Raw genomic sequence first — 23,706 nt, 5'->3', positions numbered from 1 at the left:
TGGGGCCTTCTTCGCGGTGTCCTTGGACTTCAAAGTTCACCTCCAGCCTCAGCCAGTCCTCTGGGCCAGCAGCACCTTGTAGCCCTCCTCTGCCAGGGTGCGCACGCGGCCGAAGCGCTCCAGCAGCAGAGGCTCGTAGGGCAGAAAGCGGTTGGCCACCAGATAAAACTTCCCGCCCCTCTCCAGGCGGGCGTAGGCGGCTTCGATGAATGCAGCGGCGCTTTCCAACACAACGGTCCCCCCCACGTGGAACGGGGGGTTCGATACAATGGTAGTGAAGCGGGCCTGGGGTGTCAAGGCCTCGTCCACATCGGAGTGAAGGACGCAGGCCTGCTCGCCTAGGTTCTCCTGGGCCGAGAGCACGCTGGGCCAGTCGTCCTCGAGCAGCGTCAGCGCCTCGGCCTGCCCCACTAAAGGCAGGCTCAGGGCCCCGTACCCAGCCCCCAGGTCCAGCACCCGCCCCAGCCCTTCCTCTGGCAGGTGGGCCAGCAGCAGGGCGCTGCCCGCGTCCAGCTTCCCCGCCGAGAACACCCCGGGCAGATGGGCGAAGCGCAGGGTCCGCCCCCGCACCCGGGCGGTGAAGGACTGCCAGGGGGCGGGCAGGGGAGGAGGGGGGTGTTCCTTCTCCAGCACCGCTGCGCGCAGGGGTCCCTCGCGTTTTAGCAGCAGACCGTAGCCCAGCATGGCCTGGGCCAGCCTGAAGTAGCTCTCGAAGCCCCGCTCCTTGCTCCCGGCCAGGTAAAGCCGCCCCCCCGGCCGCAGGGCCCGGGCCGCCCCCAGCAGCGAGAGCTCTACATAACGGCTGCCGCGATGGGCGGGGAGGACCAGGGCCACCAGGTCGGCCCAGCCGGGTTCGACCTCCCAGGGCAGGCCGCAGACCACCTCCACCGCGCGGCCAAAGCTGGCCTCCAGGCAGCGCAAGGCGGCCCTCGAGGTCTCCACCGCCCGCACCTGAAGCCCCTGCCCTAAAAGGGCCAGCGTGACCCGGCCGGCCCCAGGGTTCAGATCGAGGGCCCGCTCGCCGTAGGCCTCCAGGCTGCGGGCCAGAAGGTCGTAGGCCGGGTCGGCCGCCCCGCGGACGCCGGGCTTGGTGAAAAGCCGCCCGGCCGGGGTGGATACGGGCCGCAGGGTGTGGTACTCCGCCAGGGTCATGCTAGAGGTACAGGGGCTCTACGGAGGCCTCCCCCCTGGCCAGCCGCTCGGCCCCCAGCCGGGCCAGGGCCCGCCCCGAGGGGGGCTGGTCCAGCACCAGCAGGCCCTGGGCCTCCAGCCCGGCCAGCGCCACGCGCCTCGGGGGCTGGAGGGGGGCGGCCCTGCCGGCCTCCACCCGGTAGGTGGCGGCGTAGGCCAGGCCTGCCCGGCCCTGCTGGGCCACGGTGACCACCCCGGGGTAGCGCAGCGCCACCCCGGCCAGGGTCTCCACCCCCACCACCGGCAGCCCCAGCCCCCGGCCCAGCCCCAGCCCCGCCGCGATGCCCACCCGCAGCCCGGTGTACGAGCCCGGGCCCTGGCCCACCGCGATGCCCTGGAGGCGCTCCAGGGGGGTCTCGAAGTCCTGCAGGAACTGCTCGAGCTCAGCCCAGAGCACCTCGGCGTGGCGCCGCTTGAGGAGGAGGGCCCGCTCGGCGTGGGGGAGGCCCAGCACCAGATAGGGGGTGGCCGTGTCCAGGGCAAGCACCAGCACGAGATGAAGTATAAATAAGGGCCCGCCGTTTGACAGGCCCGCCGCAGGGTGGCTTAGACTTGGGGCCATGAAATTGGCCATCGTGGGCGTGGGCAAGATGGGCCGGAGCATCCTGGAAGGGGTTTTGCGGAGCGGGATGCTCCCCCCAGGGGAGATCGGGGTGCTGGACACCCCGGAGCGCACCCAGGAGGTGGCCCATCAGACCGGCACCCGGGCCCTTCAGCTCCCCGAGCTGCGCCACTGCGAGCGGGTCCTCATCTGCGTGCAGCCCCGGGATATCACCCTCCTGGCCCCCCAGATCGCCCACCCCAACCTGGGCTACATCTCCATCCTGGCCGGCATCTCCACCGCTGTGCTCTCACGCCGCCTCGGCACCCGGCGGGTGGTGCGCTCCATGCCCAACCTGGCCGCCATCATCGGCAGGAGCTCCACCGCCATCACCGGCCCCCGCGAGGCCGAGGAGGCCGGCGACCTGGCCTTCGCCCGGGAGCTTTTCGCCACCGTGGGCGATGTCTATGAGCTTCCCGAGCGGCTTTTCGATGCCTTCACCGGGATGGCCGCCTCGGCGCCGGCCTACCTCGCGGTGGTGGCCGAGGCCCTGGCCGATGGGGGGGTCAAGCAGGGCCTGCCCCGGGCCCAGGCCCTGCGCCTGGCCGCCGACGTGCTCATCGCCACCGGCGAGCTGCTGCGCCTAAAGCACCCCGCGGTGCTCAAGGACGAGGTGAGCAGCCCCGGTGGCACCACCATCCACGGGCTGGCCGCGCTGGAGGCCCGGGGGGTGCGGGCGGCGTTCATCGAGGCGGTGGAGGCCGCCACCCATCGGGGGCACGCTTTGGGCCGGGAGGAGGGATGAGGCGTCTTATCTGGTTGGGGCTGGGGCTTTTGTGGGGATGGGCCGCACCGACGGCCTACTACCCCCATGGGGCGGGCTACGCCTGGGTCTACTCCTCGGGAATGGAGCAGGTCTTCACCCGCGAACAGGACGGGCTTTGGGTCCTCGAGCGGCGGCTGGAGAAGCGGCCGGTGAGCGCCGACCTGCTCCGCTACACGCCGGAGGGGGTGTGGCTCCACGGCCTTTTGGTGGGCCGCTCGCTCCAGGCCTACGATCCCCCCCTGCTCCTCTACCCCGCCCCCCCTCTGGCCCTGGGGCAGGAGTGGGGGGGGCGCAGCCGCTTTGGCGGGCAGTTGGTGGCCCTGCTGGCCAAGGTGGTACGCATCGAGGGGGTGAGTGTGCCGGCGGGCCGTTTCAACGCCTACGTGATCCGCACCTCCACCGTGACCAGCGGGGGCGGCAGCCAGGTCATGGAGGTCTACTTCGTGCCGGGGCTGGGCATCGTCCGCTACGCCACCCCGGACGGCAGCACGGTTGACCTGGTCCGCTACGCTGTGCCTAAATGAGGGCATGGAGCTGAGGGTGGTGCCGGTTGAGAAGCCCGAGAACCTGAACCTCATCCTGGGGATGAGCCACTTCATCAAGACCGTGGAGGACCTGCACGAGGCCCTGGTCACCGCGGTGCCGGGCATCCGCTTCGGCCTGGCCTTCTGCGAGGCCTCGGGCAAGCGGCTGGTGCGCAGGAGCGGCACCGACCCCCACCTGGTGGATCTGGCGGTCAGGAATGCCCTGGCCATAGGGGCCGGCCACTCCTTTTTGATTGTGCTGGGGGAGGGTTTTTACCCCATCAACGTGCTCCACGCGGTGAAGGCCTGCCCCGAGGTGGTGCGCATCTTCGCGGCCACGGCCAACCCTTTGGCGGTGGTCGTGGCCGAGGAGGGGGAGCAGCGGGGCATCCTGGGGGTGCTGGACGGGTACAAGCCCCTTGGGGTGGAGGGCGAGGAGGACGTGGCCTGGCGCAAAGACCTGCTGCGCAGGCTGGGCTACAAGGTGGGGTAGCTATGCTGAGGCCTGGCGAGATGGCCCCGGGCTTCGCCCTCCCCGACCAGGAGGGCCGGCTCCACCGGCTGGAGGACTACCGCGGGCGGTGGGTGGTGCTCTACTTCTACCCCAAGGACGATACCCCGGGCTGCACCAAGGAGGCCTGCGCTTTTCGCGACGAAAAGGGGCGGCTGGAAGAGCTGGGGGCGGTGGTGCTGGGCGTCTCGGCCGACGATGTGCAAAGCCACGCCCGCTTCCACGCGAAGTACGCCCTCAACTTCCCCCTCCTCGCCGACCTCGAGAAAAGCGTGGTGCGGGCCTATGGGGCCTGGGGCACCAAGACGATGTACGGCAAGGTCTTTGAGGGCGTTTTGCGGCAGACCTACCTGATCGACCCCGAGGGCCGGGTGGCCTGGGTGTGGGAGAAGGTCCGGCCCGAGGCCCACGCCGCCGAGGTGGCCGAGGTGCTCCAGAGGCTTCGCGGGTAGACTGGGGGCTATGGACTGCCTGGACGATTTCAAGCGCCGAGCGGCCCTCGAGGCCGTCCGGCAGGTGGAGTCTGGGATGGTGGTGGGCCTGGGGACGGGCTCCACCGCGGCCCACGTGGTGCGGGAGCTGGGCCGGCGGCTGCGCCAGGGGGAACTCAGGGGGGTGGTGGCGGTGCCCACCTCCGAGGCCACCGCCAGGCTGGCCCAGCAGGAGGGCATCCCCCTGGTGGAGCTGGGGCCCGAAGGGGTGGACCTGGCCATAGACGGGGCCGATGAGATTGCCCCCGACCTATCGCTGGTCAAGGGCCTGGGGGGAGCTCTTTTGCGGGAGAAGATCGTGGAGGCCAACGCCCGGCGCTTCCTGGTGGTGGCCGACCACAGCAAGAAGGTGCCCCGGCTGGGGCGGGGGCTGGTGCCGGTGGAGATCGTGCCCTTCGGCCACCGCGCGACCCTGAGGGCCCTCTCCCGCCTGGGGGAGCCCAGGCTGCGGATGCAGGGGGAGGAGCCCTACCGGACCGACGGGGGCAACTACATCGCCGATATGCGCTTTGGCCCCATCGAGGACCCGGCGGGCCTCGACGGGGCCCTGAAGCGCATCCCCGGGGTGGTGGAGACCGGGCTTTTCGTGGGGCTGGCCTCCCTGGCCATCGTGGCGGGGCCGGGGGGGGTGGAGTACCTTGGCGGGGGCTCGTTGTAGAATAAGGCCCATGGGGCGCCTTCCGCGAATGAAGCCCGGACCCCGGCGATAGCGGCTTGGCTATCGGCGGGGCGCGCGTGCGCCCCGGTTTTTTTGCCCGAGGAGGAGAATGAAAGTTTTCTACGAGACCGCCGCCATCGATTACGCCAACGCGGCCCCCCACATCGGCCACGTCTACGAGAAGATCATCTGCGACTTTCTGGCCCGCTTCCACCGCCTCGACGGCTACGAGACCCAGTTCGTCACCGGAACCGACGAGCACGGCGAGAAGATTGCCCGTGCGGCCAAGAACGCGGGCCAGGAGCCCCAGGCCTTCGTGGACTACGTCTCGGAGCAGCTCTTCCAGCCCGCCTACCAGCGCCTGCTCATCAGCTACGACGACTACATCCGCACCACCTCCGAACGGCACAAGCGCTTCGTGCAGGAGGTCCTGCGCCGGGTCTACGAGGCAGGGGACATCTACTACGCCGAGTACGAGGGGCTCTACTCGGTGGGCTCCGAGCGCTTTGTGACCGAAAAAGAGCTGGTGGGGGGGGTGCTGCCGGGCGATTCCGAGCCCCCGGTGCTGCGCAAGGAGGCCAACTACTTCTTCCGCATGGAGAAGTACCGCCCCTGGCTGCTGGAGTACCTCCAGGCCCACCCCGACCTCATCCAGCCCACCGCCTACCGCAACGAGGTGCTGGAGATGCTCAAGGAGCCCATCGGCGACCTCTCCATCTCCCGCCCCAAAGCCCGGGTGCCCTGGGGGATTCCCATTCCTTGGGACGAGGACCACGTGACCTACGTCTGGTTCGACGCCCTGCTGGCCTACATCTCCTCGCTTTGGAGCCGGGGGCTCTTCGAGAAGTTCTGGCCCCACGCCTGGCACGTCATCGGCAAGGACATCCTCAAGCCCCACGCCATCTTCTGGCCCACCATGCTCAAAAGCGCGGGCTTCCCCGTCTACCAGCGCCTGGTGGTGCACGGCCACATCCTGGCCATGGACGGGCGCAAGATGGGCAAGAGCCTGGGCAACGCGGTGGACCCGCTGGCCCTGGCCGAGAAGTTCGGGGTGGACGCTCTACACTACGCTCTTTTGCGCGACACCACCCTGGGCGCCGACAGCCCCTTCGGCGAGGAGGTGGTGGCCCAGCGCTTCAACGCCGACCTGGCCAACGACCTGGGCAACCTGCTCTCGCGCGTGCGCACCATGCTCCTCAAGTACTGCGGGGGGGTCATACCCGCCCCTTCCTCGCCGGACTCGGAAGCGGCCCGGGCCGGGCTGGCCCTGGCCGAGAAGGTGCGGCGGGAGGTGGGGGCCTTGCGCATCCACCTGGCTTTGGAAGAGGTGATGCAGTACGTGCGGAGCCTGAACAAGCTCATCAACGACACCCGCCCCTGGGAGCTGGCCCGCCAGGGGCGGAGGCAGGAGCTGGAAGAGGTGCTTTACACCGTGGTGGAGGGTCTGCGCATCGCCAGCGTGCTCTTAGAGCCGGCCCTGCCCACCAAGGCCAAGGCCCTGCGCGCTGCTCTGGGGCTGGGCGACTACACCCTGGCCGAGACCGAGGTCTGGGGCCTGGCCCCGGCGGGGACCCGAATCCCCGAGGAGGCCCCCTTGCTCTTCCCCAAACCGGACGCCGCGCCGGCCCCCAAGCCGGACGGGCAGGGGGAGGACCCGAGCCCTGGTGAACAGATTGGCCTTGAGGAGTTCAGCCGCCTGGACCTGCGGGTGGCCGAGGTGGTGCGGGCCGAGAAGCACCCCAAGGCCGACCGGCTGCTGGTTTTGAGCCTGAACCTGGGCGACCACACCCGCCAGGTGGTCTCGGGCATCGCCCAGGACTACACCCCCGAGAGCCTGCTGGGGAAGAAGCTCATCCTGGTGGCCAACCTCAAGCCGGCGGTCATCCGTGGGGTTCGGTCGGAGGGGATGATCCTGGCCGGCGAGGGCCCCGAGGGGCGCGTCGTGGTGGTGACCCCGGAAAAGGAGCTCCCCCCGGGGGCCCGGGTCCGCTAGGCCCTCACTGCGCGCTGTCCAGGTCGGGCCTGAGCTGCACCGCGTCCCGCAGGTAGACGTGCTTGACCTGGTGCTGCGGGACGTCGGTGTTCCAGAGCATCATCACCCGGATGACCCGGGGCAGCGCGCCTGGGACTGGGATCTCGCGGGAGTTGATGAGCGGCACCCGCTGCATCCCGAGCTGCCGGGCAGCCTCGGCAGGGAAGGCTGCGCGCAGGTCGTCGGTGAGGGTGAAGATCATGGCCCCGATGCTGTCGAAGTCGGTGATCTGGTTGGCCTCGAGCATCTTCTGCAGAAGCTCGCGCGTGGCGCTTAGAATGGCTTCCCGGGTGTCCTCCTCCACCGTTATGGCACCGCGTACCCCTCTGACCATGGCTGGGGGCGATTTTAACCCGTCTTGCCCGACTCGACCAGACCTGGTATAGTGCTAGGGTTGACTGCACAGGAGTGCCCATGAAGGAGAAGATTCATCCCAAGCTGGTCCCCTGCAAGATCATCTGCAACGGCGAGGTGGTCATGCAGACCTACAGCGTCAGGCCCGAGATCCACGTGGAGGTGTGGAGCGGCAACCACCCCTTCTGGACCGGTCAGCAGCGTTTTGTGGACACCGAGGGGCGGGTGGAGAAGTTCCAGAAGAAGTTCGCCGGCACCTACGGCCGGAAGGCCAGGAAGTAGGCCGGCCCAGCGCCGGGGGCAGGGGCGCTGCCCCCGGTTTGTGCGCTTTTGCTGTAGACTTGGGCTTTGGGGACAGGAGGTTCGATGATCAGCGTTACCGACCTGCGCAACGGAACCAAGGTCAAGATGGACGGTGCACTGTGGCAGTGCATCGAGTACCAGCACCAGAAGATAGGCCGCGGCGGGGCCAAGGTGGTGGCCAAGTTCCGCAACCTGGAGACCGGGGCCATCGTGGAGCGCACCTTCAACTCGGGGGAGAAGCTCGAGGACGTCTACGTGGAGACCAAGGAGCTGCAGTACCTCTACCCCGACGGCGAGGAGCTGGTCTTCATGGACCTGGAGACCTATGAGCAGTTCCACGTGCCCAAAAGCATCTCCGAGTCCACCCGCTTCCTCAAGGAGGGGATGACCGTGCAGGGGGCCATGTACAACGGCCGGCCCCTGGACATCACCCTGCCCCCCTCGGTGGAGCTCAGGGTGGTGGATACCCCCCCCGGGGTGCGGGGCGACACGGTCTCGGGGGGCAGCAAGCCGGCCACCCTCGAGACCGGGGCGGTGGTGCAGGTGCCGCTCTTCGTGGAGCCGGGCGAGGTCATCCGGGTGGATACCCGCACCGGCGAGTACTTAGGCCGGGCCTAGCGGTGAGGGCGCCGGGGCCCCTTCTGCGGAAGGGGCCCTATTTCCTTGGGCGGCGTATACTTCTATAGGCTCAAAGGACCCTGGAGGCGAGCATGAACGTAAAGGAGCTTAAGTCCATCCTCCAAGCCCTGCAGGACCACGAGGTCTCCGAGCTCACCCTCGAGACCCCTGATTACAAACTCACCGTCAAGCGGGGCCCTGAGGTGCAGTACGTGCAGGCGCCCGCAACACCCCCCCAGCCCGCCCCGCAGAATCCACCCTCTCCAGCCCCGGAGGCGGCCCAGCCCAAGCCGGAGCCCAAGGAGGAGGCGGTCCGCTACCTCGAGGTCAAGGCCCCCATCGTGGGCACCTTCTACCGGGCTCCCTCCCCCGAGGCCGAGCCCTACGTGAAGGAAGGGGATAGGGTCAGGAAGGGGCAGGTGCTTTGCATCATCGAGGCGATGAAGCTGATGAACGAGATCGAAAGCGAGTTCGACGGGGTGGTGCGCAAGATCCTGGTCAACAACGCCGAGCCGGTGGAGTACGGCCAGGTGCTCTTCCTCATCGAACCCGCTTAGGAGCCGGTATGTTCAGGAAGATCATGGTGGCCAACCGGGGCGAGATCGCCCTGCGGGTCCTGCGCGCTGCCCGCGAGCTGGGCATCAAGGTGGTGGTGGCCCACAGCGAGGCCGACAGCCAGTCGCTGCCGGTTTTGCTGGCCGACGAGGCCATCTGCATCGGGCCGGCGCCCTCAGCCCAGAGCTACCTGAACATCCCCAACCTGCTCTCGGCCGCCCTTATCACCGGGGCCGAGGCCATCCATCCGGGCTACGGCTTCCTGGCCGAGAACCCCCAGTTCGCCGAGATGTGCCGCGACCACGGCATCGTCTTCATCGGGCCCACCCCGGAGTCCATGCACAGCCTGGGCTCCAAGGCCGGGGGAAGGGAGATTGCGGCCAGGTCCAACGTGCCCACCGTGCCGGGGACGGGGGTGCTGCGGTCGGTGGAGGAGGCCCTGGAGGCCGCCGAGGCCATCGGCTACCCGGTGCTGCTCAAGGCCAGCGCGGGGGGCGGGGGCCGGGGGCAGAAGGTGGTGCGCTCGCCCGAGGAGATGAGGACCGCCTTCGCCCAGGCCCAGCTCGAGGCCCAGAACTACTTCTCCGACCCCTCGCTCATCCTGGAGAAGTACATCGAGCTTTTCCGCCACGTGGAGGTGCAGGTGATGGGGGACGGCAAGGGGCACGTGGTCCACGTGGGGGAGCGGGACTGCTCGGTGCAGCGGCGCAACCAGAAGCTCATCGAGGAGGCCCCAAGCCGCCTGGACGAGGCCCTGCGCCAGGAGATCCTGGCCGCCGGGGTGCGGCTGGCCAAGTACGTCAACTACCAGGGGGCGGGTACCTTGGAGTTCATCGTGGACCCCGAGGGCAACTACTACTTCATGGAGATGAACACCCGCATCCAGGTGGAGCACACCGTGACCGAGATGGTCTCGGGGCTGGATTTGGTCAAGCTGCAGATCAAGATCGCAGCCGGGGAGCCCTTTACGCTAAAGCAGAGCGAGATCGTCCTGCGGGGCCACGCCATCGAGTGCCGCATCAACGCCGAGGACTACGAGAAGGACTTCCGCCCCAGCATCGGCAAGGTGGAGACCCTGCACTTCCCCGGAGGCCCTGGGGTGCGGGTGGACTCGCACCTCTACGCCGGCTACAGCATTCCGCCCCACTACGACTCCTTGGTGGCCAAGCTCATCGTGCACGGCGAGGACCGGCAGGAGGCCATCGCCCGGATGCGGCGGGCCCTCGCCGAGACGGTGATCGAGGGGCCGGGCCTCAGGACCACGGTGCCCTTCCATCTCAGGGTCATGGACGATGAGCTCTACCAGCGGGGGGAGGTCTACACCGACTTCGTCGCGCGGCTACTTGGCTGATTTGGTTTGCGCGTAAACTGGGGGCAGCATGTTTTTCTTCGAGCTTTTGGGTAGAGACCCCCTGGCCTACCTCGTGGCCCTTGCCGCTGGGGCCTTTGGCCTGGTGGTGCACAACCTGTTCCAGGCCTACCTGGCCGACCGCTACCGCGACGGCGAGCCCCGGCGCTACGGCTTTCTGACCGTGGAGCCCAGGGTGCATCTGGACGCTTTGGGCCTTTTGTTCCTGGCCCTTTTGGGCTTCGGCTTTCCTCGCCTGGTCCCCTGGCGGCTTTTTGGCCCCAGGGGGGCCCAGGTGGCCCTGATGGGGCCACTGGGCTTCTTCGTGGCCGCCTTCTTCTACATCCTGCTGGCCCGCCTGCTGGAATTCCTGGGTCCGGCCGCCTCGAGCCTGGCCCTGGGGATGCAGGTGGCCGGCTCCCTGATGATCGGCCACGCCGCGGTCTTCCTCTTCCCCGTGCCCCCCCTGGACGGGGCCCGGGTGGTCTACGCGGTGGGCAGTCCGGAGGCCCGGCGCTTCATGGACCAGCTGCAGAGCTACGGCTTTGTGGGCTTTTTCCTGATCTTCCTGGTGCTCAACCTCACCGGCATCCTCCCCGCCATCCGCGCAGGGCTTAGCGGACTATTGAACGCGCTGTTTGCTGCCATGGGGCTTTGATGGGGCTGATATTCCTGTTGCAAAGCGACCCCCTGGCTTTCTTCCTGGTGGTCCTGGTGCTCCTCTTCTCCCTGGCCCTGCACGAGTGGGGTCACGCCATCGCCGCCCTTTGGATGGGGGACCCCACCGCCCAGGCCCAGGGCCGGGTAACCCTGAACCCCCTCAAGCACCTGGACCCCATCGGCTCGCTGATGATCCTCCTGCTGGGGGTGGGCTGGGCCAAGCCGGTTCCCATCCATCCCCCCAACTTCCGCCACTACCGCCTGGGGCTTTTTCTGGTCTCGGTCGCGGGCATCCTCATCAACCTGCTCATCGCCACCTCTCTCGCCCTCCTGCTGCGCCTTCTGCTGGAGGGGGGCTACCTGGAGCCCCGCTGGCTGCTGCAGGCCCTGGCGGTGGCGGCCAGCGTCAACCTCGTTCTGGCGGTCTTCAACCTCTTGCCCATCCCGCCTTTGGATGGCTCCAAGATTTTGCAGAGCTTCTTGCCCCTGCGCTGGCATCCCCTCATATGGCGGTTGGAAAGCAGCCCCACCTATGCGGTGGTGGCCCTTCTGCTCCTGCTCACCCTGTTTCGCCAGCCCCTGGCCGGCTTTCTCTCCCGGGTGCGGGAGGGCTTCTTCGCTCTGTTTGGCCTATAGCCGCCTGGCGTCGGCCCAGAAGCCCTCCAGGTCGTAGTAGGCCCGGGCCTCAGGGCTCATCAGGTGGACCAGCACCGGCCCGTAGTCGAGCAGCACCCAGCGGGGGCTGGGCCCCTCCACGTGGGCGGCCCGCACGCCCTGGGCCAGGAGCTTTTCCCGCACCGCCCGTTCCAGCGCCTGCAGGTGGGGCTGGGAGGTGCCGGTGGCGATGACGAAGTAGTCCAGGGCGTCGGAGACCTCGGTCAGATCGAGGGCGACGATGTCCAGGGCCTTCTTGTCCTCCAGGGCCTCCTTGATCTGGGCGATGAGCGTGTGGGCGTCCGTGGCAACCATTCGGGGCTTAGTCTACCTCAGGTATGTACTCGAATTCGTGCTCCCCAAAACGGACCGTGTCCCCGGCCCGCACGCCGTGGGCTTTCAGCACCTGCTCGAGGCGGTGGCGCTTGAAGAGCTCCTGGAGATAGCCCGCCGCCTCCATCAGGTCGCCCTTGAGCCGCCTGACCTGGCGCTCGAGCTGGGGGGCCTCGAGGGCGAACACCCCTTCCTCGAGCTGGACTACCCGGATCTCCTCCTGGGGCTCAGGCCTGGGCTGGGGCGGCTCGAGCTGGGGCCTAGGCGCCGCCTTGGCCAGGGCGAAGAGGGCCTCGACCAGCTCGGGTAGCCCCTCGCGGTGCAGGGCCGAGATGGGCAGCACCGGCAGGCCGGCCTGGCCCAGCTCGTCCAGCCGGGCCTTTACCTCCTCGGCCGGGAGCAGGTCGGTCTTGTTGAGGGCGATGAGGGCCGGGCGGGCCAGGAGGGCGGGGTTGTAGGCCCTGAGCTCGCTTCGGAGCATCTCCAGGGTCTGTAGGGGTTGCTCAGAGCCGTCCAGGACGTAGAGGAGAACCCGGGTGCGGGCGATGTGGCGCAGGAACTCCAGCCCCAGGCCCCGGCCCTGGGCCGCCCCCTCGATGATCCCGGGGATGTCGGCCAGGGTGAGGCGCTCCAGGCCGCGCTCGACCACCCCCAGGTGGGGCGAGAGGGTGGTGAAGGGGTAGCTGGCAATCCTGGGCTGGGCGTGGGTGAGGGCGGCCAGGAGGCTGCTCTTCCCGGCGTTGGGGTAGCCCACCAGGCCCACGTCGGCCAGGAGCATGAGCTCCAGGCGCAGCCGGCGCTTCTCGCCCGGTTCGCCGGCTTCGGCGAAGCGGGGGGCCTGGCGGGTGGGGGTCACGAAGTGGGCATTGCCTCGCCCCCCCTTGCCCCCCAAGGCGGCCACAAAGCTCTGGCCCTCCTCCACCAGGTCGGCCAGCAGCGCCCCGCTCTCGGCGTCGTAGACCCGGGTGCCGCGGGGTACTTCCACCACCAGGTCCCTGCCCGAGCGCCCCGAGAGCCCTTTGCCCATCCCGTGCTGGCCGCTTTCAGCCCTGTAGACCCGCTTGGAGAGGGTGGAGAGCGAGTCCACCTCCCCCCGGGCCCTCAGCACCACCGAGCCCCCGTCCCCGCCGTCGCCCCCGTCGGGCCCCCCCTTGGCGATGTACTTTTCCCTGCGGAAGCTGATGCAGCCGTCCCCGCCGCGCCCGGCCTCTACCGTGATCTCCAGGACATCCCTGAACATGCTCCTAAAAAGAACGGCCAAGGGCCGATGCCGGCCCCTGGCCCGCGGTTCTCGGCTATTGGGCCTCCAGGGGCCTGACCCGCACGTAGCGGCCCAGCCGGCCCTTGTCGGCAAACTCCACCACCCCGTCTATCAGGGCGAAGAGGGTGAAGTCACGGCCCATGCCCACCCCTGCGCCAGGGCGGAACTTGGTGCCCCGCTGGCGCACCAGGATGTGGCCCGCCCGCACCACCTGGCCCTCGAAGCGCTTGACCCCCAGGCGCTTGGCCTGGCTGTCGCGGCCGTTCTTGGTAGAGCCCAGTCCCTTTTTGTGTGCCATACCTCACCCCCTAGGCGCGGATCTCCTTGACCAGAATCTCGGTGTAGGGCTGGCGGTGGCCCCGCTTGCGCCGGTACTGCACCTTGGCTTTGAACTTGGCCACCACCACCTTCTTCCCCTTGCCGTGCCCCACCACCTCGGCCACCACCCTGGCGCCGGGCACCGTGGGGGTGCCGAAGACGATCCTCTCGCCCCCCAGCATGAGGGCTTCGAACTCCAGGGTATCGCCAGGGCTGGCCTCCAGCTTTTCTACCCGCAGCCGGCTGCCGACCTCGGCGCGGTACTGCTTGCCGCCGGTCTTGATAATTGCGTACATCATCACACACTCCAAGCAAAGCCCTTCCCTGGGCTTTTAGCCAAATGAAAACTATAGCCGTTCTGCGCTTTCGTTGCAAGCCTTGGCAGTTGCCTGACCAAGCTGGTAGGCTCAGCTCGGCTGGGCGTTTTCCCGCCTGCTAGGAGGATGGCTTGACGCGTACTGGAACTGGCTGGCTCGAGCGGGTGCAGGCCCGGGTGACGCCTGAGCGCTTTGCCCACATCCTGCGGGTGGCCGAGCTGGCCGCCGAGATAGCCCGGGCCAACGGCCTCGATGCGGAGAAGGCTTACCTGGCCGGCCTCCTGCACGATGCCGCCCGGGATATGTCCCCTGAGGAGCTGCTGCAACTGGCCCCGCCCGAGCACGAGATAGAGCGGCAGCACCCGCTGGCCCTCCACGGCCGGGCGGCCCGGCGCATGGCGGAGGCCTGGGGGCTGGAAGACCCGGAGGTGCTCGAGGCCATCGAGGGCCACGTCTATGGGGTGGATCCGCGGCACGGTATCGGGATGGCCCTCTACGTGGCCGACGTCTCGGAGCCGGGCCGCGGGGTCAACCACGAGATCCGGGCCCAGGCCCTGCGGGGCCATCTGCTGGAGGCTTACCGGGAAGCGGTGGCCTGCAAGGTCCAGTACCTCTCCCGCAAGGGCATCGAGCTCCACCCCCGCACCCGCGCGGCCTACGAAGCTTTGCACCCCCAGGCCAAGCTTTTGTAAGCTTGGGGTCATGGGGCCGCGGACACCCAGGCTCTCGTTTTTCTCCCTGGGCCTGGCCCTTCTGCTTCTGGCGGGGGTGCTGGCCTACGGCCCCCGCCTGCCCGCAGGGCAGCAGCCCCTGCCCCTGGGAGGTTTCGTTCCAGCTCCGGGCGAGCTGAGCCTGGTGGTGGCGGCCCGCGACACCGAGTACTGCGGCCACCACACCCCCTGCGGCCCCGGGCGCCGGACCGATACCATCCTCTACCTCCGTCTGCGGGGTGGGGAAGCGGTTCTGGTGGCCATCCCTCGCGACCTGCTCTACCAGGGACCCACCCCCATGGGCCACTATTCCGGCCGGATCAACGCGGTGTACGAGCGCGCCGGGGCAGAGGGGCTGCGGCAGGCGGTGGAGCATCTCTTGGGCCTACCGGTGCAGCACCACCTGGTCCTGACCTTTGAAGCGGTGATTAAGCTGGTGGATGCGGTGGACGGCATCGAGGTCGAGCTGCCCTACCCCATGCGCTACACCGACCGGGCTGCAGGCCTCTACATAGACTTTCCTGCAGGTAGGTTGCACCTGAACGGCAAGGACGCGGTCAAGTACATGCGCTTCCGCCGCTGGGAGGGCTCGGATCTGGGCCGGCTGGACCGGATCCGCGAGGTGCTCCAGCAGGTGGCCCACAAGGCGCAAAGCCCGCGCTACTGGCCGCGGCTGCCCGGGATGGCGGCAGCGCTTTGGGACTCCCTTGAGACCAGCCTCTCCCTCCCGGAGGCGCTGGCCCTCCTCCCCTCCCTTCGGGGCCTTAGCCTGAAGGCGGCCACCCTGCCCACCCGGGAGTCAGGGCCCTACCTGCTCCCCGATACCGCGGCCATGCCGGCTTTCCTGGCCGGGATGCTGGGGCAGTACCCGGAGACCAGGGCCATGGCCCGGCTGGCGCAGGCGGAGGCCCTGGGCCTCAGGGTTTTGCTCCTCGACCAGAGCGGCCTTGGGCTGGGGGAGCTGTACCGCCAGGGCTTTTTGGAGCTGGGCCTTCCCCCCCCGGAGGTGCGCCTGGGGCCGGTGGGGGGGGAGGGCCGGGTGCTGGTGCAAAGCGGGGCCTCCGGGGTGGGGCGGGCCTCCATGGCCTTTGCCCTGGCCCGCGACCTGGCCGATCTGCTGCACCTGCCTTTGCAAAGCCGCATCCGCATAGACCCCCCAGGCTACGATGTGGTGGTGGTGCTGGCCCCTACACCTCCCGGTAGCGCTCCCGGTGAATGAGGAGGGCCAGGCCCAGCCCCAGGTAGACCATGAGCAGGCTGCTGCCCCCTTTGGACACCAGCGGAAGGGTGAGGCCGGTGACCGGGGCGAGGCCCAGCGTGACCGCCACGTTCACCACCACCTGGAAGGCCAGCATGGCCAGCACGCCGGTGATCACCAGCCGGTCCTCCATCCGCACGCACTCGGTGATCATCCGCCCCAGGCGGAAGAAGAGCAGGCCATAGAGCAGAAGCAGTGTGGTGGCCCCCAGAAAGCCCCACTCCTCGGCCAGAACCGAGAAGATGAAGTCGGTCTGCCGCTCGGGCACGAAGCCGAGCTGGGTTTGGGTTCCAGCGCCGAAGCCCTTGCCCATAAGGCCCCCCGAGCCGATGGCGATGGTGGACTGGATTTGCTGGAAGCCCTTGCCCCGGGGGTCCTTGGAGAGGTCGAAGAGGATTTCCACCCGTTCGCGCTGGTAGGGGCTCAGGTTGGGCCACACCACCGTGGGAAGGAGCAGGGCGGTGGCGAGGAGGCCGAGGATGATGTGGCGCAGGGGCATGCCCCGCACGAAGAGCATGCCCAGCACCCCGGCCAGGATAACCAAGGCGCCGCCCAGGTCGGGCTGGATGAGGACCAGGCCCAGGATAGGGGCGGCGATGAGGGCAGGGGGCAGGTAGTCCAGGGGGTGCGCCAGGGCCCGGGCGGCCAGAACCCGGGCCAGGAGCAGGACCAGCCCAATCTTGGCGATCTCGCTCGGCTGGAAGCTGGCGGGCCCCAGGTCGAACCAGGCCCTCGCCCCGTTGATCTCTTTTCCCACCAGCAGCACCAGCCCAAGCAGCCCCACCGAGAGGAGGTAGAGGGGCAGGGACCAGGCGAGGACCTGCCGGCGGGAGAGGAATTGCAGCCCCACCCCAAGGGCCACCGCCAGGGGGAAGGCCAGGAGCTGCTGGGTCCACATGCTGGGGTTGGGCGCGGCGCTGTAGAGCGTCACCAGACCGATGAGGTTGATGAGCAAGACGAGGACCACCAGCGTCCAGTCGTAGGCCAGCAGCGGCACCCTGCGTAGAGTCACCATTCCAGTTTAAGTGGTAGACTCCTCCTGGAGGTTAGGCTTTATGTCTTTGGATGAGATCATTACCCTGAGCGCTGGTGGGGTGATAGTTTTGTTGCTTCTCATGTTCATTTTTCTGGTCAAGGACAAGGGCTTGCCGGATAAGGACCACTGAGTTTTGGCGAAATATTTCACCAGCCGATAAAATCGTGAAAAATATAACAAATTCGCGGGGTGCCAGCGATGCCGGGACTGGAAAACCGCAAGGCCCGCCACGACTACGAGGTGCTGGAAACCTACGAGGCGGGCCTGGCGCTCAAGGGAACCGAGGTTAAGTCCATCCGCGCCGGTCAGGTGGACTTCACCGGTTCGTTTGCCCGCTTCGAGGGGGACGAGCTATTCCTGGAGAACCTCTACATAGCCCCCTACGAAAAGGGGGGGTACACCAACCACGACCCCCGCCGCCTGCGCAAACTGCTGTTGCACCGGCGGGAGCTCGATCGGCTGCGGGCCAAGGTGGAGCAGAAGGGCCTGACCCTGGTGCCCCTGCGGATTTACTTCAACGAGCGGGGCAGGGCCAAACTGCTTTTGGCCCTGGCCAAGGGTCGGCGCGACTACCAGAAGAAGCAGGAGGACAAGCGGAAGGCGGTGCAGCGGGAGGTGAGGGGTTGGTAAACTTATCACGAGCAATCTTTATTGTGAAGGTTTTCACTAATCTCCCCAGCCTTGCGCTCCCCAAACAGGGGGGGTAAAACATTAGCGGCTGGTGCTTCGGATGGGCCGTGGAATGCTCCTCGCTCTCCTCACGCTTGCCCTGGGCTTTTCCCAGTACCAAGGCCGCTTGCTGGTGGGTACTCAGGAAACCCAGGCCCTCTACCCCGGGGGGGAGGGGGGCGAGGCCTATGGACCGGCCCGCTTCATCGCTGAGGCCCTAGGGCTCGGCTACCTCGAGGTTCCCGGCCGGCTCTACCTGAGCCTGGGCAGCCGGGTGGCCGCTTTTGGCATAAGCGCTTCGGGTCCGGAGGCCGCCCGCACCCTCTCGGCCTATCGCTTCCAGAATGGTCTTTGGGTTCCCGTGCGGGAGCTGGCGCGCCGGCTCGACCTTTACTACCGGGTGGACTACGGCGCGCCGGTGCTGGCCTTGCAGCCGGCCCGCCTTTTGCGGGTAGAGCGGGCTTTGGCGGGCGGCGTGGAGCGGTATATCCTCAGCTTTGACCGGGATGTGCAGGCCCGCCTTATCTCGGCAAGCCCCCCGAGGGTGGCCCTCATCGGGGTGCAGGAGGTGCCGGACGTTCCCCCCAGCTCGGCCATCAGCTTCAGCAAGGAGGGCTGGGGCAGCGAGGTCTACCTTCCCCAAGGGGAAGGCCAGCTCCGCCTGTTCTTTTTGCCCCGACAGGTGGTGGTGGAAAGGGGAGAGGAGGTGCGCCCGCCCCGGGTGGTGCTGGATGCGGGCCATGGGGGCGGGGATTCCGGGGTGGTGGTGGGGGGCTTGCGGGAAAAGGACCTGACGCTAAGCCTGGCCCTGCGCCTGAGGGCGCTGCTGCAGGCCCAGGGCCTCGAGGTGGTCCTAACCCGCAATGCCGACCGGGATGTTCCCCTTCTAGCCCGGGCCCAGTACGCCTCCACGGCCCAGGTCTTCGTCAGTTTGCACGCGGCGGCGGGCCAGCAGATCCGGGTCTACAGCCACCCGGAGGTGCAGACCCTGCGCCTTCTGGAGAAAGGGCGGGAGCTCATCGCCCGCACTCCAGCGGCCCAGCGGGCCATCCTGGAGCGCTACGTCGCCCCTCCGGGCAGCTCAGCCCGCCTGGCCCAGCGGGTCTCGGAGGAGTTCGCCGCTTTGGGCATGGTGGCCCAGACCAGCCAGGACGCCATGTACGTGCTTTCCCTGGCTGGCGGTGCGGCGATTTTGTTCGAGGCCGGCTTCGAGCAGCTCCGCACGCCCCAGGGCCGCGACCAGGTGGCGGGTGCGCTGGCTCGAGCCATCCTCGCCCACTTGGGGAGGTAGCCGATGCGAAGAGCGCTGAGCCTGTTCAACCTGCTGGGCCTCGCCGTGCTGGTCCTGGGGCTGCTGGCCCTCTGGGCGACCCGGCGGGAGTCCCCCCCCTCCAGCCCCCTCAACCTTCCCACCACCCCGGAGGCCCAGGGGCCCCGCACCATCCGGCTCTACTTCGCCAAGGAAAACCTGGACGGCCTGGTGGTTGAGGAGCGGAGCATCCAGGTGGCCGAGGGGGAGTACCTTCTGGGGCGGGTACTGGAGGAGCTGGTCAAAGGCCCTCGCATCCCTGGGGCCGTGCTCCTGGTGCCGGCCGGCACCAGGGCCCCCACGGTCTTCCTGTGGGAGGGCACCGCTCTGGTGGACCTGCCCCGGTCCTACGCGGAGCTGGGCTACGGCGCCGCAGGGGAGATGATGCTGATTTACGGCATTGCCAACACGCTTTTGGAGTTCAGGGAGGTCCGCCAGGTCAAGTTCCTGCTGGAAGGGCGGGAGGTTGAGAGCCTGGGCCACCTTTCGCTTCTGGACCCTTTTACACGGCCCTAACCCATGCGCATCGAGCGGCTTATCCTGCAGGGTTTCAAGTCCTTCGGCGAGCGAACCTGTCTGGAGTTCGGCCCCGGCATCCACGGCATCGTGGGCCCCAACGGCTCAGGCAAGAGCAACCTGGTCGAGGCGCTGCGCTGGGTGGTGGGGGCCCGGGCGCGCGAGCTCAGGGGGGAGGAAGCCCTTTCCCTGCTTTTCCACGGGGCCGAGGGGCGCGCGCCCTCGGGCTTTGCCGAGGTAAGCCTTGAACTAGGTGGGGAAAGGCGGGTAGCCCTGAGCCGGCGGCTGGAGCGGGACGGCCACAGCGAGGTGCGGATCTCAGGCCGGCCCGGCACCCTCCGCCAGGTGGAGCAGGTGCTCTGGGGCACCGGTCTCACCCGCGGCGGCTACGCCGTGGTGGGGCAGGGGGAGGTGGGCCAGATCCTGCAGGCTGGCCCGGAGGTGCTTCTGGGCTACCTGGAGGAGGCCGCCGGCCTGCGCGCGGTGGCCCAGGCCAGCCAGGCCGCACGGGAGCGGCTGGGGCAGGCTGCCCTCGAGCGGGCCCAGCGCAGCCAGGAGCTAGAAGAGCAGAAGGCCCTCCTGGCCGAGAAGGCCAGGCAGGCCGAGGCCGCCCAGCGGGCCGAGGCCCTGGCCGCGCGGGTTCTCCTGCTCCGGCGCAGCCTGCTTGCCGCTCGCATCCGGGAAGCCGAGCGGGAGGCAGAGGCCGCGGCGCACAGGTCCCGGGAGCTCAGGGCCGAACAGGAGGCCATCCGCGAGCGCTTGCGGAGCCTGGAGGCCGCAAAGCAGAAGGCCCAGGAGGCCCAGGAAGCAGCCCAGGCCGCCCTGGCCGAGGCCCTGCGGCAGGCCGAGGGGCTTGTGGCTGAGCTGAGGCTGGTGGAGCAGGAGCAGGCGGCTTTAGGCCACTTGCTAAAGCGCATCGCGCGGGAGCAAGCCGAAGCGCAGGCGCAGCGAACCAGGCTGCAGGGCCTGCAGCCCCCCCAGCCCCCTCAGGCCCCCGAGCCAGACCCCGCCCGCCTCCAGGAGGACGAGCGAAGGCTGGACGAGCTGCGGCGGAGCATTCTGGCTGAGGAGCGGCGGCTCGAAGCAGGCCGGCAGGCCTACGAGCGCTACCTGCAGGCCCGGGCCGCCTACCAGGCCCGGCAGCAGGCCTACGAGGAAGAGCAGGCCCGGCGGGCGGCTTTGGAGGAGGAACGGGCCCGCCTGGAGGCCCTGCTTCTGGCACACCAGGAGCGGCTCGAGCACCTCCGTCAGCGGGAGAAAGCCCTGAGGTCTGGGCTCGAGGAGCACAGGCAGAAGGAAAGGCGGCTTCGCAGCGAGGCCCAGGCCGCCCTGGCCGAGGCCCGCCGGCTGGAGGCCCTTCTGCGCTCGGGCTCCGACCTGGCCGAGGGGCCCCGCCAGGTGCGGGCGGCGGGAATTCCCGGCCTGATCGGGGTGGTGGCCGATTTGCTGCAGGTGCCGGCCGGGCTGGAGCTGGCCCTCGAGGTGGCCCTGGGGGCCCGGATGCAGTGGGTTCTGACCGAGGACGAGAAGGCGGCGAAGGCCGCCATCGAGCTGCTCAAGCGGCGGGGGGGGCGGGCCACCTTCCTGCCCCGCACCCTGCTCAAACCCCCCAGGGAGCGCTCCTCGAGTCTGGCGCACTTCCCCGGAGTGGTGGGGGTGGCGCGGGAGCAGGTGGCCCTCCCAGCCTGTCCCGAGGCCCTGCCCGTCCTGCTCGGGGATACGCTGCTGCTGGAAAACCTGGAGGCGGCGCTGGCCCTGGCCCGCCTCAACCCCCAGCACCCCCGGCTGGTCACCCTGGAGGGCGAGCTTCTGGAGAGCAGCGGGGCCCTGACCGGCGGGCGGGTGCAGCGGGGAGGGCAGATGCTGGCCCTGCGGCGGCGCTGCCAGGAGGCCCAGGCCGAGGCCCAGCGCCTGGAGGCCGAGGCCCAGCGCCTGGAGGCCGCCTGCCGGGCCCTCCAGGATGAGCTGGTGGGACTGGGCCTTGCGGAGCTGGTGCGGCAGGAAGCCGAGCTTTTGTCCGAGCTCAAGGCCGTGCAGTCCAGCCTGGTGCGCCTCGAGCCAGCCCCGCCCCCCCAGGCCCCCGAGGCGGTAGCAGCGCCTGACCCCACCCCCTTGCAGGCCCTCCGGCAGGAGTACGAGGCCCTGCACCTGCAGGCGGCCCAGCAGCGCGAGCTCGTCCTGGCCTGGCAGCGCTACCACGAGGACGTGGAGCGCTACGCCCAGGCCCAGCGGGAACAGCGCCGGATCGAAGCGCGGCTGGCAGAGCTTGGGCAGGAGGAGGCCGGGCTTTTGCAGCGGTTGGCCGAGCTGGAAGAGCGCCGAGCAAGCCTGCAGGAGGCCCGGGCGGCTTTGGACCTGGGCCCGCTTGAGCAAAAGCTGCAGGCCGCGCGGCAGCAAAGCCGGCGGCTGGCCGAGGAGGAGACCCGCCTTCTGGCCCGTATGAACCAGGTCCTGGCCGACCTCGAGGCCCTCCACCTGACCCAGGCCCGGCGGGAGGCCGCCGTCGAGACCCTGCAGCAGGAGCTCTCCACCCTGCCCCCAGGCCCGGTGGAGGAGGGCCAGCCGCGCAGCCTGGCCCGGGCCCTGGCCGAGGCCGAGGCGGCGCTGGCCGCCCTGGGCCCGGTCAACCACCTGGCCCAGGCCGAGTATGCTCGCTTGAAGGAAGAGGTGGAGCGTCTCGAGGCCGCGCTGAAGGAGGCCGAGGCGGTGGTGCAGCGGCTGGAGGGCGAGCTCAGGGAGATAGAGTCGGCCTACCGTGAGCGGCTGGAGGAGGCCTACACCCGCTTCAAGGAGCGCTTCGCTCACTACGCTCGGGCCCTGCTCGACGCTGAGGCTGGTCTGGAGCGGAGCCCGAGGGGCCTCGAGCTGGTCCTTCGCCCGGCGGGCAAGCGCACCGTCAGCCTGAACCTGCTCTCCATGGGCGAGCGCACCATGGGGGCCCTGGCCTTCCTGTTTGCCCTATCGGAGATAGGGGAGGGGCGTGGGGGGCTTCCTATCGCCGTGCTGGACGAGGTTGATGCCCCCCTGGACGAGGCCAACATCGAGCGCTTCTGCCGCTTCCTAAAGCAGTTCAAGGGCCAGACCCAGTTCATCCTGGTCACCCACCAGAAGCGCACCATGGAGGCCTGCGACGCCCTGTACGGCGTAACGGCCGAGCGGGGGGTCAGCCGGGTCTACAGCATCAAGCAGGAGGAGTGGGTGGGGTAGCTACCTCTCTCAAACCTTTCTTTCAAACCTTTTGGATGTGAAGCTCCTAGACTTAAAGACTAGAATCGTTGAACGCGTAAATATTGTACACCCAAGGGCCAGGCCGCGCATGGGAGGAAGGAGCGGGAAAGAGGCGCGTCAGGCGCCCTTAGCCCGCAGGAGAGCAGGGCCCTTCAGGGGGGCCACCTCCTCCTCGGCCAGGTCCAGGAGGGCCAGGGTGTTCCCCTCGTGGTCCACGAACTCCACCATGTAACCCCCGTGGGGGTAGACCAGGACCACGGTCCCCACGTCCCCCGCCTCCAGGTCCCACTCCTCCTTATCCCGCCTCAGGACCACTAGCTCGTGCTCCCGCATCGCCGCCCTTTCCAGGGGTAGGCCGTCGCCAGACGGGCCGCCGCACCCTCTTCCTCATGGTACCAGACACTCTGCAGGAGGACCTGCCTTCCGGGGCTGCGAAGGGGGCCCCGCAGGACCAGCACCAGACCCTGTCCCAGAAAGCCCGGCCTGCGGGCCACCTCCTCCGCCTCCGCTGCGTGGCGCAGAAGGGCTTCTTCCAGGGCCTCGGGAGCCCCCGGCGAGAAGCCCAGGGCTATGAAGAAACGGGCCTTGCTTCCCCCCTCGGGGTGCTTGGGGTTGAGGAGGTACTCCGTGAGCTTGGCCCTGGGGACGAGGAAGCGCACGGGGAGAGCCTACCACGTCCCTTGTCCCCCGTGCATGTTTTGGGTGAACGCGGCGCTCCTCCCCAGCCCTGAAGGGCGGGGTCTCCGCGCCGCGGTTTACTGATGATGGCCCTGCGGCCATCGTCGAACCTGAGCCGGATTGCCATCTCGTGTTGCAGCAGGATGGACATGACTTTCTCCTATCAATCTACAATCTAGTAGAAAATCCCCCATAAGTCAACAAGGTACTTGACTCAGGGCGGTCACCTGTGCTATGCTCCTGGCAACCTGCTACCTGATGCAGGTTACCTCCTATCACATCGGGGTGCCCCGAACAGGGGCGCCCTGGTGTTTTTCCTTGTTGCAGATAAGGGCAGGGTCCTCTTCTGCTCCTGGCCCGTCCAGCCCTGAGCATGTAAGGTTGGGCCCCGGGATGGCTGGGCGCCCCCATCACCTGGTCTCCGAGGCGGCGGCGAGGGCCGCCGGGGTCCAGCCGCGCCTGGTCACCATCACCGGCCAGCCCCGCGAGGCCCTGCTGCGCCTGGGCGAGAACCCCCACGGCATCGTGGTGGAGGTGGCGAGCGAGCCGGCGCCGGGGCTGGAGGAGCTGCGCTCGGCCTACCGGGAGTTCTTGAGGCAGGAGGGGGAGTTCTCGGTCGCTGTGCAGCGGGACGTCTACAGCCCCGACGCCGGGCCTTATGTGGTCTTCCGCAAGAGCGTCTACCGAAACGGGGATGGTGTGGAAGGGGCTATAGTGCCCCGCATCTTCAATGCGGGGGTACAGGTTGTATGATGGGAACAGAAATGGCCCGGCGGTGCTGTAACACCCCGAGCCCGGCATCAGCTG

Annotated in this window: 29 protein-coding genes; 19 read left to right on the top strand and 10 right to left on the bottom strand. The window is 68.6% G+C overall.

Annotated elements, in window-relative coordinates; all coding sequences use genetic code 11:
- Window positions 1-48 precede the first annotated feature (48 nt).
- Window positions 49-1,152, bottom strand: a complete 1,104-nt coding sequence (locus DV704_RS11675; protein ID WP_114799758.1) for a methyltransferase — start codon at window positions 1,150-1,152, stop codon at window positions 49-51.
- A 1-nt stretch (window position 1,153) separates the two neighbouring features.
- On the bottom strand, window positions 1,154-1,684 hold the full coding sequence (gene tsaB, locus DV704_RS11670) for a tRNA (adenosine(37)-N6)-threonylcarbamoyltransferase complex dimerization subunit type 1 TsaB (protein WP_199489993.1): 531 nt from the start codon (window positions 1,682-1,684) through the stop codon (window positions 1,154-1,156).
- A gap of 67 nt (window positions 1,685-1,751) precedes the next feature.
- Between tsaB and proC the strand changes: the two genes are divergently transcribed.
- From proC to metG, 6 genes are all read left to right on the top strand, one after another.
- A complete protein-coding gene (gene proC, locus DV704_RS11665; protein WP_114799756.1) occupies window positions 1,752-2,537 on the top strand; it encodes a pyrroline-5-carboxylate reductase in 786 nt (261 codons plus the stop codon).
- Window positions 2,534-3,082 (top strand): hypothetical protein, encoded by a 549-nt coding sequence (locus tag DV704_RS11660; protein ID WP_114799755.1) that lies wholly within the window; start codon window positions 2,534-2,536, stop codon window positions 3,080-3,082. Before proC ends, DV704_RS11660 begins: the two co-directional genes overlap by 4 nt.
- 4 nt (window positions 3,083-3,086) lie before the next feature.
- Entirely contained in the window at window positions 3,087-3,575 is a 489-nt protein-coding gene (locus DV704_RS11655) for an adenosine-specific kinase (protein ID WP_114799754.1), read from the top strand.
- Between the two features lie 2 nt (window positions 3,576-3,577).
- The gene (gene bcp / locus DV704_RS11650; protein ID WP_114799753.1) at window positions 3,578-4,045 is read left to right on the top strand and encodes a thioredoxin-dependent thiol peroxidase; all 468 of its coding nucleotides are present in this window, start codon (window positions 3,578-3,580) and stop codon (window positions 4,043-4,045) included.
- A 10-nt stretch (window positions 4,046-4,055) separates the two neighbouring features.
- Window positions 4,056-4,742 carry a ribose-5-phosphate isomerase RpiA gene (gene rpiA / locus DV704_RS11645; protein ID WP_114799752.1) on the top strand — a complete coding sequence of 229 codons (687 nt, stop codon included), beginning with the start codon at window positions 4,056-4,058 and terminating at the stop codon, window positions 4,740-4,742.
- 109 nt (window positions 4,743-4,851) lie between these two features.
- Entirely contained in the window at window positions 4,852-6,735 is a 1,884-nt protein-coding gene (gene metG / locus DV704_RS11640) for a methionine--tRNA ligase (protein WP_114799751.1), read from the top strand.
- 4 nt (window positions 6,736-6,739) lie between these two features.
- Here the strand turns inward: metG and aroH are convergent, their stop codons facing one another.
- Window positions 6,740-7,108 carry a chorismate mutase gene (gene aroH / locus DV704_RS11635; RefSeq protein WP_114799750.1) on the bottom strand — a complete coding sequence of 123 codons (369 nt, stop codon included), beginning with the start codon at window positions 7,106-7,108 and terminating at the stop codon, window positions 6,740-6,742.
- An 80-nt stretch (window positions 7,109-7,188) separates the two neighbouring features.
- Between aroH and rpmE the strand changes: the two genes are divergently transcribed.
- From rpmE to DV704_RS11605, 6 genes are all read left to right on the top strand, one after another.
- Window positions 7,189-7,410 (top strand): 50S ribosomal protein L31, encoded by a 222-nt coding sequence (gene rpmE, locus DV704_RS11630; RefSeq protein WP_114799749.1) that lies wholly within the window; start codon window positions 7,189-7,191, stop codon window positions 7,408-7,410.
- Between the two features lie 84 nt (window positions 7,411-7,494).
- On the top strand, window positions 7,495-8,049 hold the full coding sequence (gene efp, locus DV704_RS11625) for an elongation factor P (protein ID WP_114799748.1): 555 nt from the start codon (window positions 7,495-7,497) through the stop codon (window positions 8,047-8,049).
- Between the two features lie 92 nt (window positions 8,050-8,141).
- Window positions 8,142-8,606, top strand: coding sequence for an acetyl-CoA carboxylase biotin carboxyl carrier protein (accB, locus tag DV704_RS11620; RefSeq protein ID WP_114799747.1), 465 nt, complete (start codon window positions 8,142-8,144; stop codon window positions 8,604-8,606).
- An 8-nt stretch (window positions 8,607-8,614) separates the two neighbouring features.
- On the top strand, window positions 8,615-9,955 hold the full coding sequence (gene accC, locus DV704_RS11615) for an acetyl-CoA carboxylase biotin carboxylase subunit (RefSeq protein WP_114799746.1): 1,341 nt from the start codon (window positions 8,615-8,617) through the stop codon (window positions 9,953-9,955).
- A gap of 28 nt (window positions 9,956-9,983) precedes the next feature.
- A complete protein-coding gene (locus DV704_RS11610) occupies window positions 9,984-10,610 on the top strand; it encodes a site-2 protease family protein (RefSeq protein ID WP_114799745.1) in 627 nt (208 codons plus the stop codon).
- A gap of 5 nt (window positions 10,611-10,615) precedes the next feature.
- Window positions 10,616-11,248, top strand: coding sequence for a site-2 protease family protein (locus tag DV704_RS11605; protein WP_199489994.1), 633 nt, complete (start codon window positions 10,616-10,618; stop codon window positions 11,246-11,248).
- On the opposite strand, the gene rsfS is transcribed toward DV704_RS11605, so the two are convergent.
- From rsfS to rplU, 4 genes are read right to left on the bottom strand one after another with little or no spacing between them, the layout of a single operon-like run.
- Window positions 11,243-11,581 (bottom strand): ribosome silencing factor, encoded by a 339-nt coding sequence (rsfS, locus tag DV704_RS11600; protein ID WP_114799743.1) that lies wholly within the window; start codon window positions 11,579-11,581, stop codon window positions 11,243-11,245. The two genes, DV704_RS11605 and rsfS, sit on opposite strands and share 6 nt — an antisense overlap.
- A 7-nt stretch (window positions 11,582-11,588) precedes the next feature.
- Complete coding sequence (gene obgE, locus DV704_RS11595) at window positions 11,589-12,839, bottom strand: GTPase ObgE (protein ID WP_114799742.1); 1,251 nt, start codon at window positions 12,837-12,839, stop codon at window positions 11,589-11,591.
- A gap of 55 nt (window positions 12,840-12,894) precedes the next feature.
- Window positions 12,895-13,158 carry a 50S ribosomal protein L27 gene (gene rpmA, locus DV704_RS11590; RefSeq protein WP_114799741.1) on the bottom strand — a complete coding sequence of 88 codons (264 nt, stop codon included), beginning with the start codon at window positions 13,156-13,158 and terminating at the stop codon, window positions 12,895-12,897.
- A 10-nt stretch (window positions 13,159-13,168) separates the two neighbouring features.
- Window positions 13,169-13,474 carry a 50S ribosomal protein L21 gene (gene rplU, locus DV704_RS11585; RefSeq protein ID WP_114799740.1) on the bottom strand — a complete coding sequence of 102 codons (306 nt, stop codon included), beginning with the start codon at window positions 13,472-13,474 and terminating at the stop codon, window positions 13,169-13,171.
- 152 nt (window positions 13,475-13,626) lie between these two features.
- On the opposite strand from rplU, the gene yqeK reads away from it, so the two are divergent.
- Window positions 13,627-14,187: a bis(5'-nucleosyl)-tetraphosphatase (symmetrical) YqeK gene (gene yqeK / locus DV704_RS11580; RefSeq protein ID WP_233498350.1), complete on the top strand. Its 561-nt coding sequence runs from the start codon at window positions 13,627-13,629 to the stop codon at window positions 14,185-14,187.
- A 10-nt stretch (window positions 14,188-14,197) separates the two neighbouring features.
- Window positions 14,198-15,424, top strand: a complete 1,227-nt coding sequence (locus tag DV704_RS11575; RefSeq protein ID WP_114799738.1) for an LCP family protein — start codon at window positions 14,198-14,200, stop codon at window positions 15,422-15,424.
- Here the strand turns inward: DV704_RS11575 and rodA are convergent.
- Entirely contained in the window at window positions 15,393-16,475 is a 1,083-nt protein-coding gene (rodA, locus tag DV704_RS11570) for a rod shape-determining protein RodA (protein ID WP_114799764.1), read from the bottom strand. The two genes, DV704_RS11575 and rodA, sit on opposite strands and share 32 nt — an antisense overlap.
- 222 nt (window positions 16,476-16,697) lie before the next feature.
- Between rodA and smpB the strand changes: the two genes are divergently transcribed.
- From smpB to DV704_RS11550, 4 genes are all read left to right on the top strand, one after another.
- Window positions 16,698-17,129, top strand: coding sequence for an SsrA-binding protein SmpB (smpB, locus tag DV704_RS11565; RefSeq protein ID WP_114799737.1), 432 nt, complete (start codon window positions 16,698-16,700; stop codon window positions 17,127-17,129).
- 112 nt (window positions 17,130-17,241) lie between these two features.
- The gene (locus tag DV704_RS11560; RefSeq protein ID WP_233498349.1) at window positions 17,242-18,459 is read left to right on the top strand and encodes an N-acetylmuramoyl-L-alanine amidase; all 1,218 of its coding nucleotides are present in this window, start codon (window positions 17,242-17,244) and stop codon (window positions 18,457-18,459) included.
- Window positions 18,460-18,462: 3 nt separating this feature from the next.
- Window positions 18,463-18,993 (top strand): GerMN domain-containing protein, encoded by a 531-nt coding sequence (locus DV704_RS11555; protein ID WP_114799735.1) that lies wholly within the window; start codon window positions 18,463-18,465, stop codon window positions 18,991-18,993.
- 3 nt (window positions 18,994-18,996) lie between these two features.
- Window positions 18,997-22,200 carry an AAA family ATPase gene (locus DV704_RS11550; protein WP_114799734.1) on the top strand — a complete coding sequence of 1,068 codons (3,204 nt, stop codon included), beginning with the start codon at window positions 18,997-18,999 and terminating at the stop codon, window positions 22,198-22,200.
- Between the two features lie 138 nt (window positions 22,201-22,338).
- Here DV704_RS11550 and DV704_RS11545 read toward each other — a convergent pair whose 3' ends face one another.
- Window positions 22,339-22,554 (bottom strand): DUF4926 domain-containing protein, encoded by a 216-nt coding sequence (locus tag DV704_RS11545; RefSeq protein ID WP_199489992.1) that lies wholly within the window; start codon window positions 22,552-22,554, stop codon window positions 22,339-22,341.
- Complete coding sequence (locus DV704_RS11540) at window positions 22,536-22,880, bottom strand: DUF6883 domain-containing protein (RefSeq protein ID WP_114799733.1); 345 nt, start codon at window positions 22,878-22,880, stop codon at window positions 22,536-22,538. The genes DV704_RS11545 and DV704_RS11540 overlap by 19 nt, the downstream gene beginning before the upstream one ends.
- A 412-nt stretch (window positions 22,881-23,292) precedes the next feature.
- Here DV704_RS11540 and DV704_RS11535 point away from each other — a divergent pair, with 412 nt between their 5' ends.
- Window positions 23,293-23,652 carry a hypothetical protein gene (locus DV704_RS11535; RefSeq protein WP_114799732.1) on the top strand — a complete coding sequence of 120 codons (360 nt, stop codon included), beginning with the start codon at window positions 23,293-23,295 and terminating at the stop codon, window positions 23,650-23,652.
- The last annotated feature ends 54 nt before the right edge of the window (window positions 23,653-23,706 follow it).

The sequence above is a fragment of the Meiothermus sp. QL-1 genome, assembly GCF_003351145.1.
Classification (GTDB): domain Bacteria; phylum Deinococcota; class Deinococci; order Deinococcales; family Thermaceae; genus Meiothermus.
This window is presented reverse-complemented; position numbering and strand designations above follow the sequence as displayed.

Coding starts and splice junctions, on each gene's coding strand:
- DV704_RS11675 (WP_114799758.1), bottom strand. CDS start 1,152: ATGACCCTGGCGGAGTACCACACCCTGCGGCCCGTATCCACCCCGGCC.
- proC (WP_114799756.1), top strand. CDS start 1,752: ATGAAATTGGCCATCGTGGGCGTGGGCAAGATGGGCCGGAGCATCCTG.
- DV704_RS11660 (WP_114799755.1), top strand. CDS start 2,534: ATGAGGCGTCTTATCTGGTTGGGGCTGGGGCTTTTGTGGGGATGGGCC.
- DV704_RS11655 (WP_114799754.1), top strand. CDS start 3,087: ATGGAGCTGAGGGTGGTGCCGGTTGAGAAGCCCGAGAACCTGAACCTC.
- bcp (WP_114799753.1), top strand. CDS start 3,578: ATGCTGAGGCCTGGCGAGATGGCCCCGGGCTTCGCCCTCCCCGACCAG.
- rpiA (WP_114799752.1), top strand. CDS start 4,056: ATGGACTGCCTGGACGATTTCAAGCGCCGAGCGGCCCTCGAGGCCGTC.
- metG (WP_114799751.1), top strand. CDS start 4,852: ATGAAAGTTTTCTACGAGACCGCCGCCATCGATTACGCCAACGCGGCC.
- aroH (WP_114799750.1), bottom strand. CDS start 7,108: ATGGTCAGAGGGGTACGCGGTGCCATAACGGTGGAGGAGGACACCCGG.
- rpmE (WP_114799749.1), top strand. CDS start 7,189: ATGAAGGAGAAGATTCATCCCAAGCTGGTCCCCTGCAAGATCATCTGC.
- efp (WP_114799748.1), top strand. CDS start 7,495: ATGATCAGCGTTACCGACCTGCGCAACGGAACCAAGGTCAAGATGGAC.
- accB (WP_114799747.1), top strand. CDS start 8,142: ATGAACGTAAAGGAGCTTAAGTCCATCCTCCAAGCCCTGCAGGACCAC.
- accC (WP_114799746.1), top strand. CDS start 8,615: ATGTTCAGGAAGATCATGGTGGCCAACCGGGGCGAGATCGCCCTGCGG.
- DV704_RS11610 (WP_114799745.1), top strand. CDS start 9,984: ATGTTTTTCTTCGAGCTTTTGGGTAGAGACCCCCTGGCCTACCTCGTG.
- rsfS (WP_114799743.1), bottom strand. CDS start 11,581: ATGGTTGCCACGGACGCCCACACGCTCATCGCCCAGATCAAGGAGGCC.
- obgE (WP_114799742.1), bottom strand. CDS start 12,839: ATGTTCAGGGATGTCCTGGAGATCACGGTAGAGGCCGGGCGCGGCGGG.
- rpmA (WP_114799741.1), bottom strand. CDS start 13,158: ATGGCACACAAAAAGGGACTGGGCTCTACCAAGAACGGCCGCGACAGC.
- rplU (WP_114799740.1), bottom strand. CDS start 13,474: ATGTACGCAATTATCAAGACCGGCGGCAAGCAGTACCGCGCCGAGGTC.
- DV704_RS11575 (WP_114799738.1), top strand. CDS start 14,198: ATGGGGCCGCGGACACCCAGGCTCTCGTTTTTCTCCCTGGGCCTGGCC.
- smpB (WP_114799737.1), top strand. CDS start 16,698: ATGCCGGGACTGGAAAACCGCAAGGCCCGCCACGACTACGAGGTGCTG.
- DV704_RS11560 (WP_233498349.1), top strand. CDS start 17,242: ATGCTCCTCGCTCTCCTCACGCTTGCCCTGGGCTTTTCCCAGTACCAA.
- DV704_RS11555 (WP_114799735.1), top strand. CDS start 18,463: ATGCGAAGAGCGCTGAGCCTGTTCAACCTGCTGGGCCTCGCCGTGCTG.
- DV704_RS11550 (WP_114799734.1), top strand. CDS start 18,997: ATGCGCATCGAGCGGCTTATCCTGCAGGGTTTCAAGTCCTTCGGCGAG.
- DV704_RS11545 (WP_199489992.1), bottom strand. CDS start 22,554: ATGCGGGAGCACGAGCTAGTGGTCCTGAGGCGGGATAAGGAGGAGTGG.
- DV704_RS11535 (WP_114799732.1), top strand. CDS start 23,293: ATGGCTGGGCGCCCCCATCACCTGGTCTCCGAGGCGGCGGCGAGGGCC.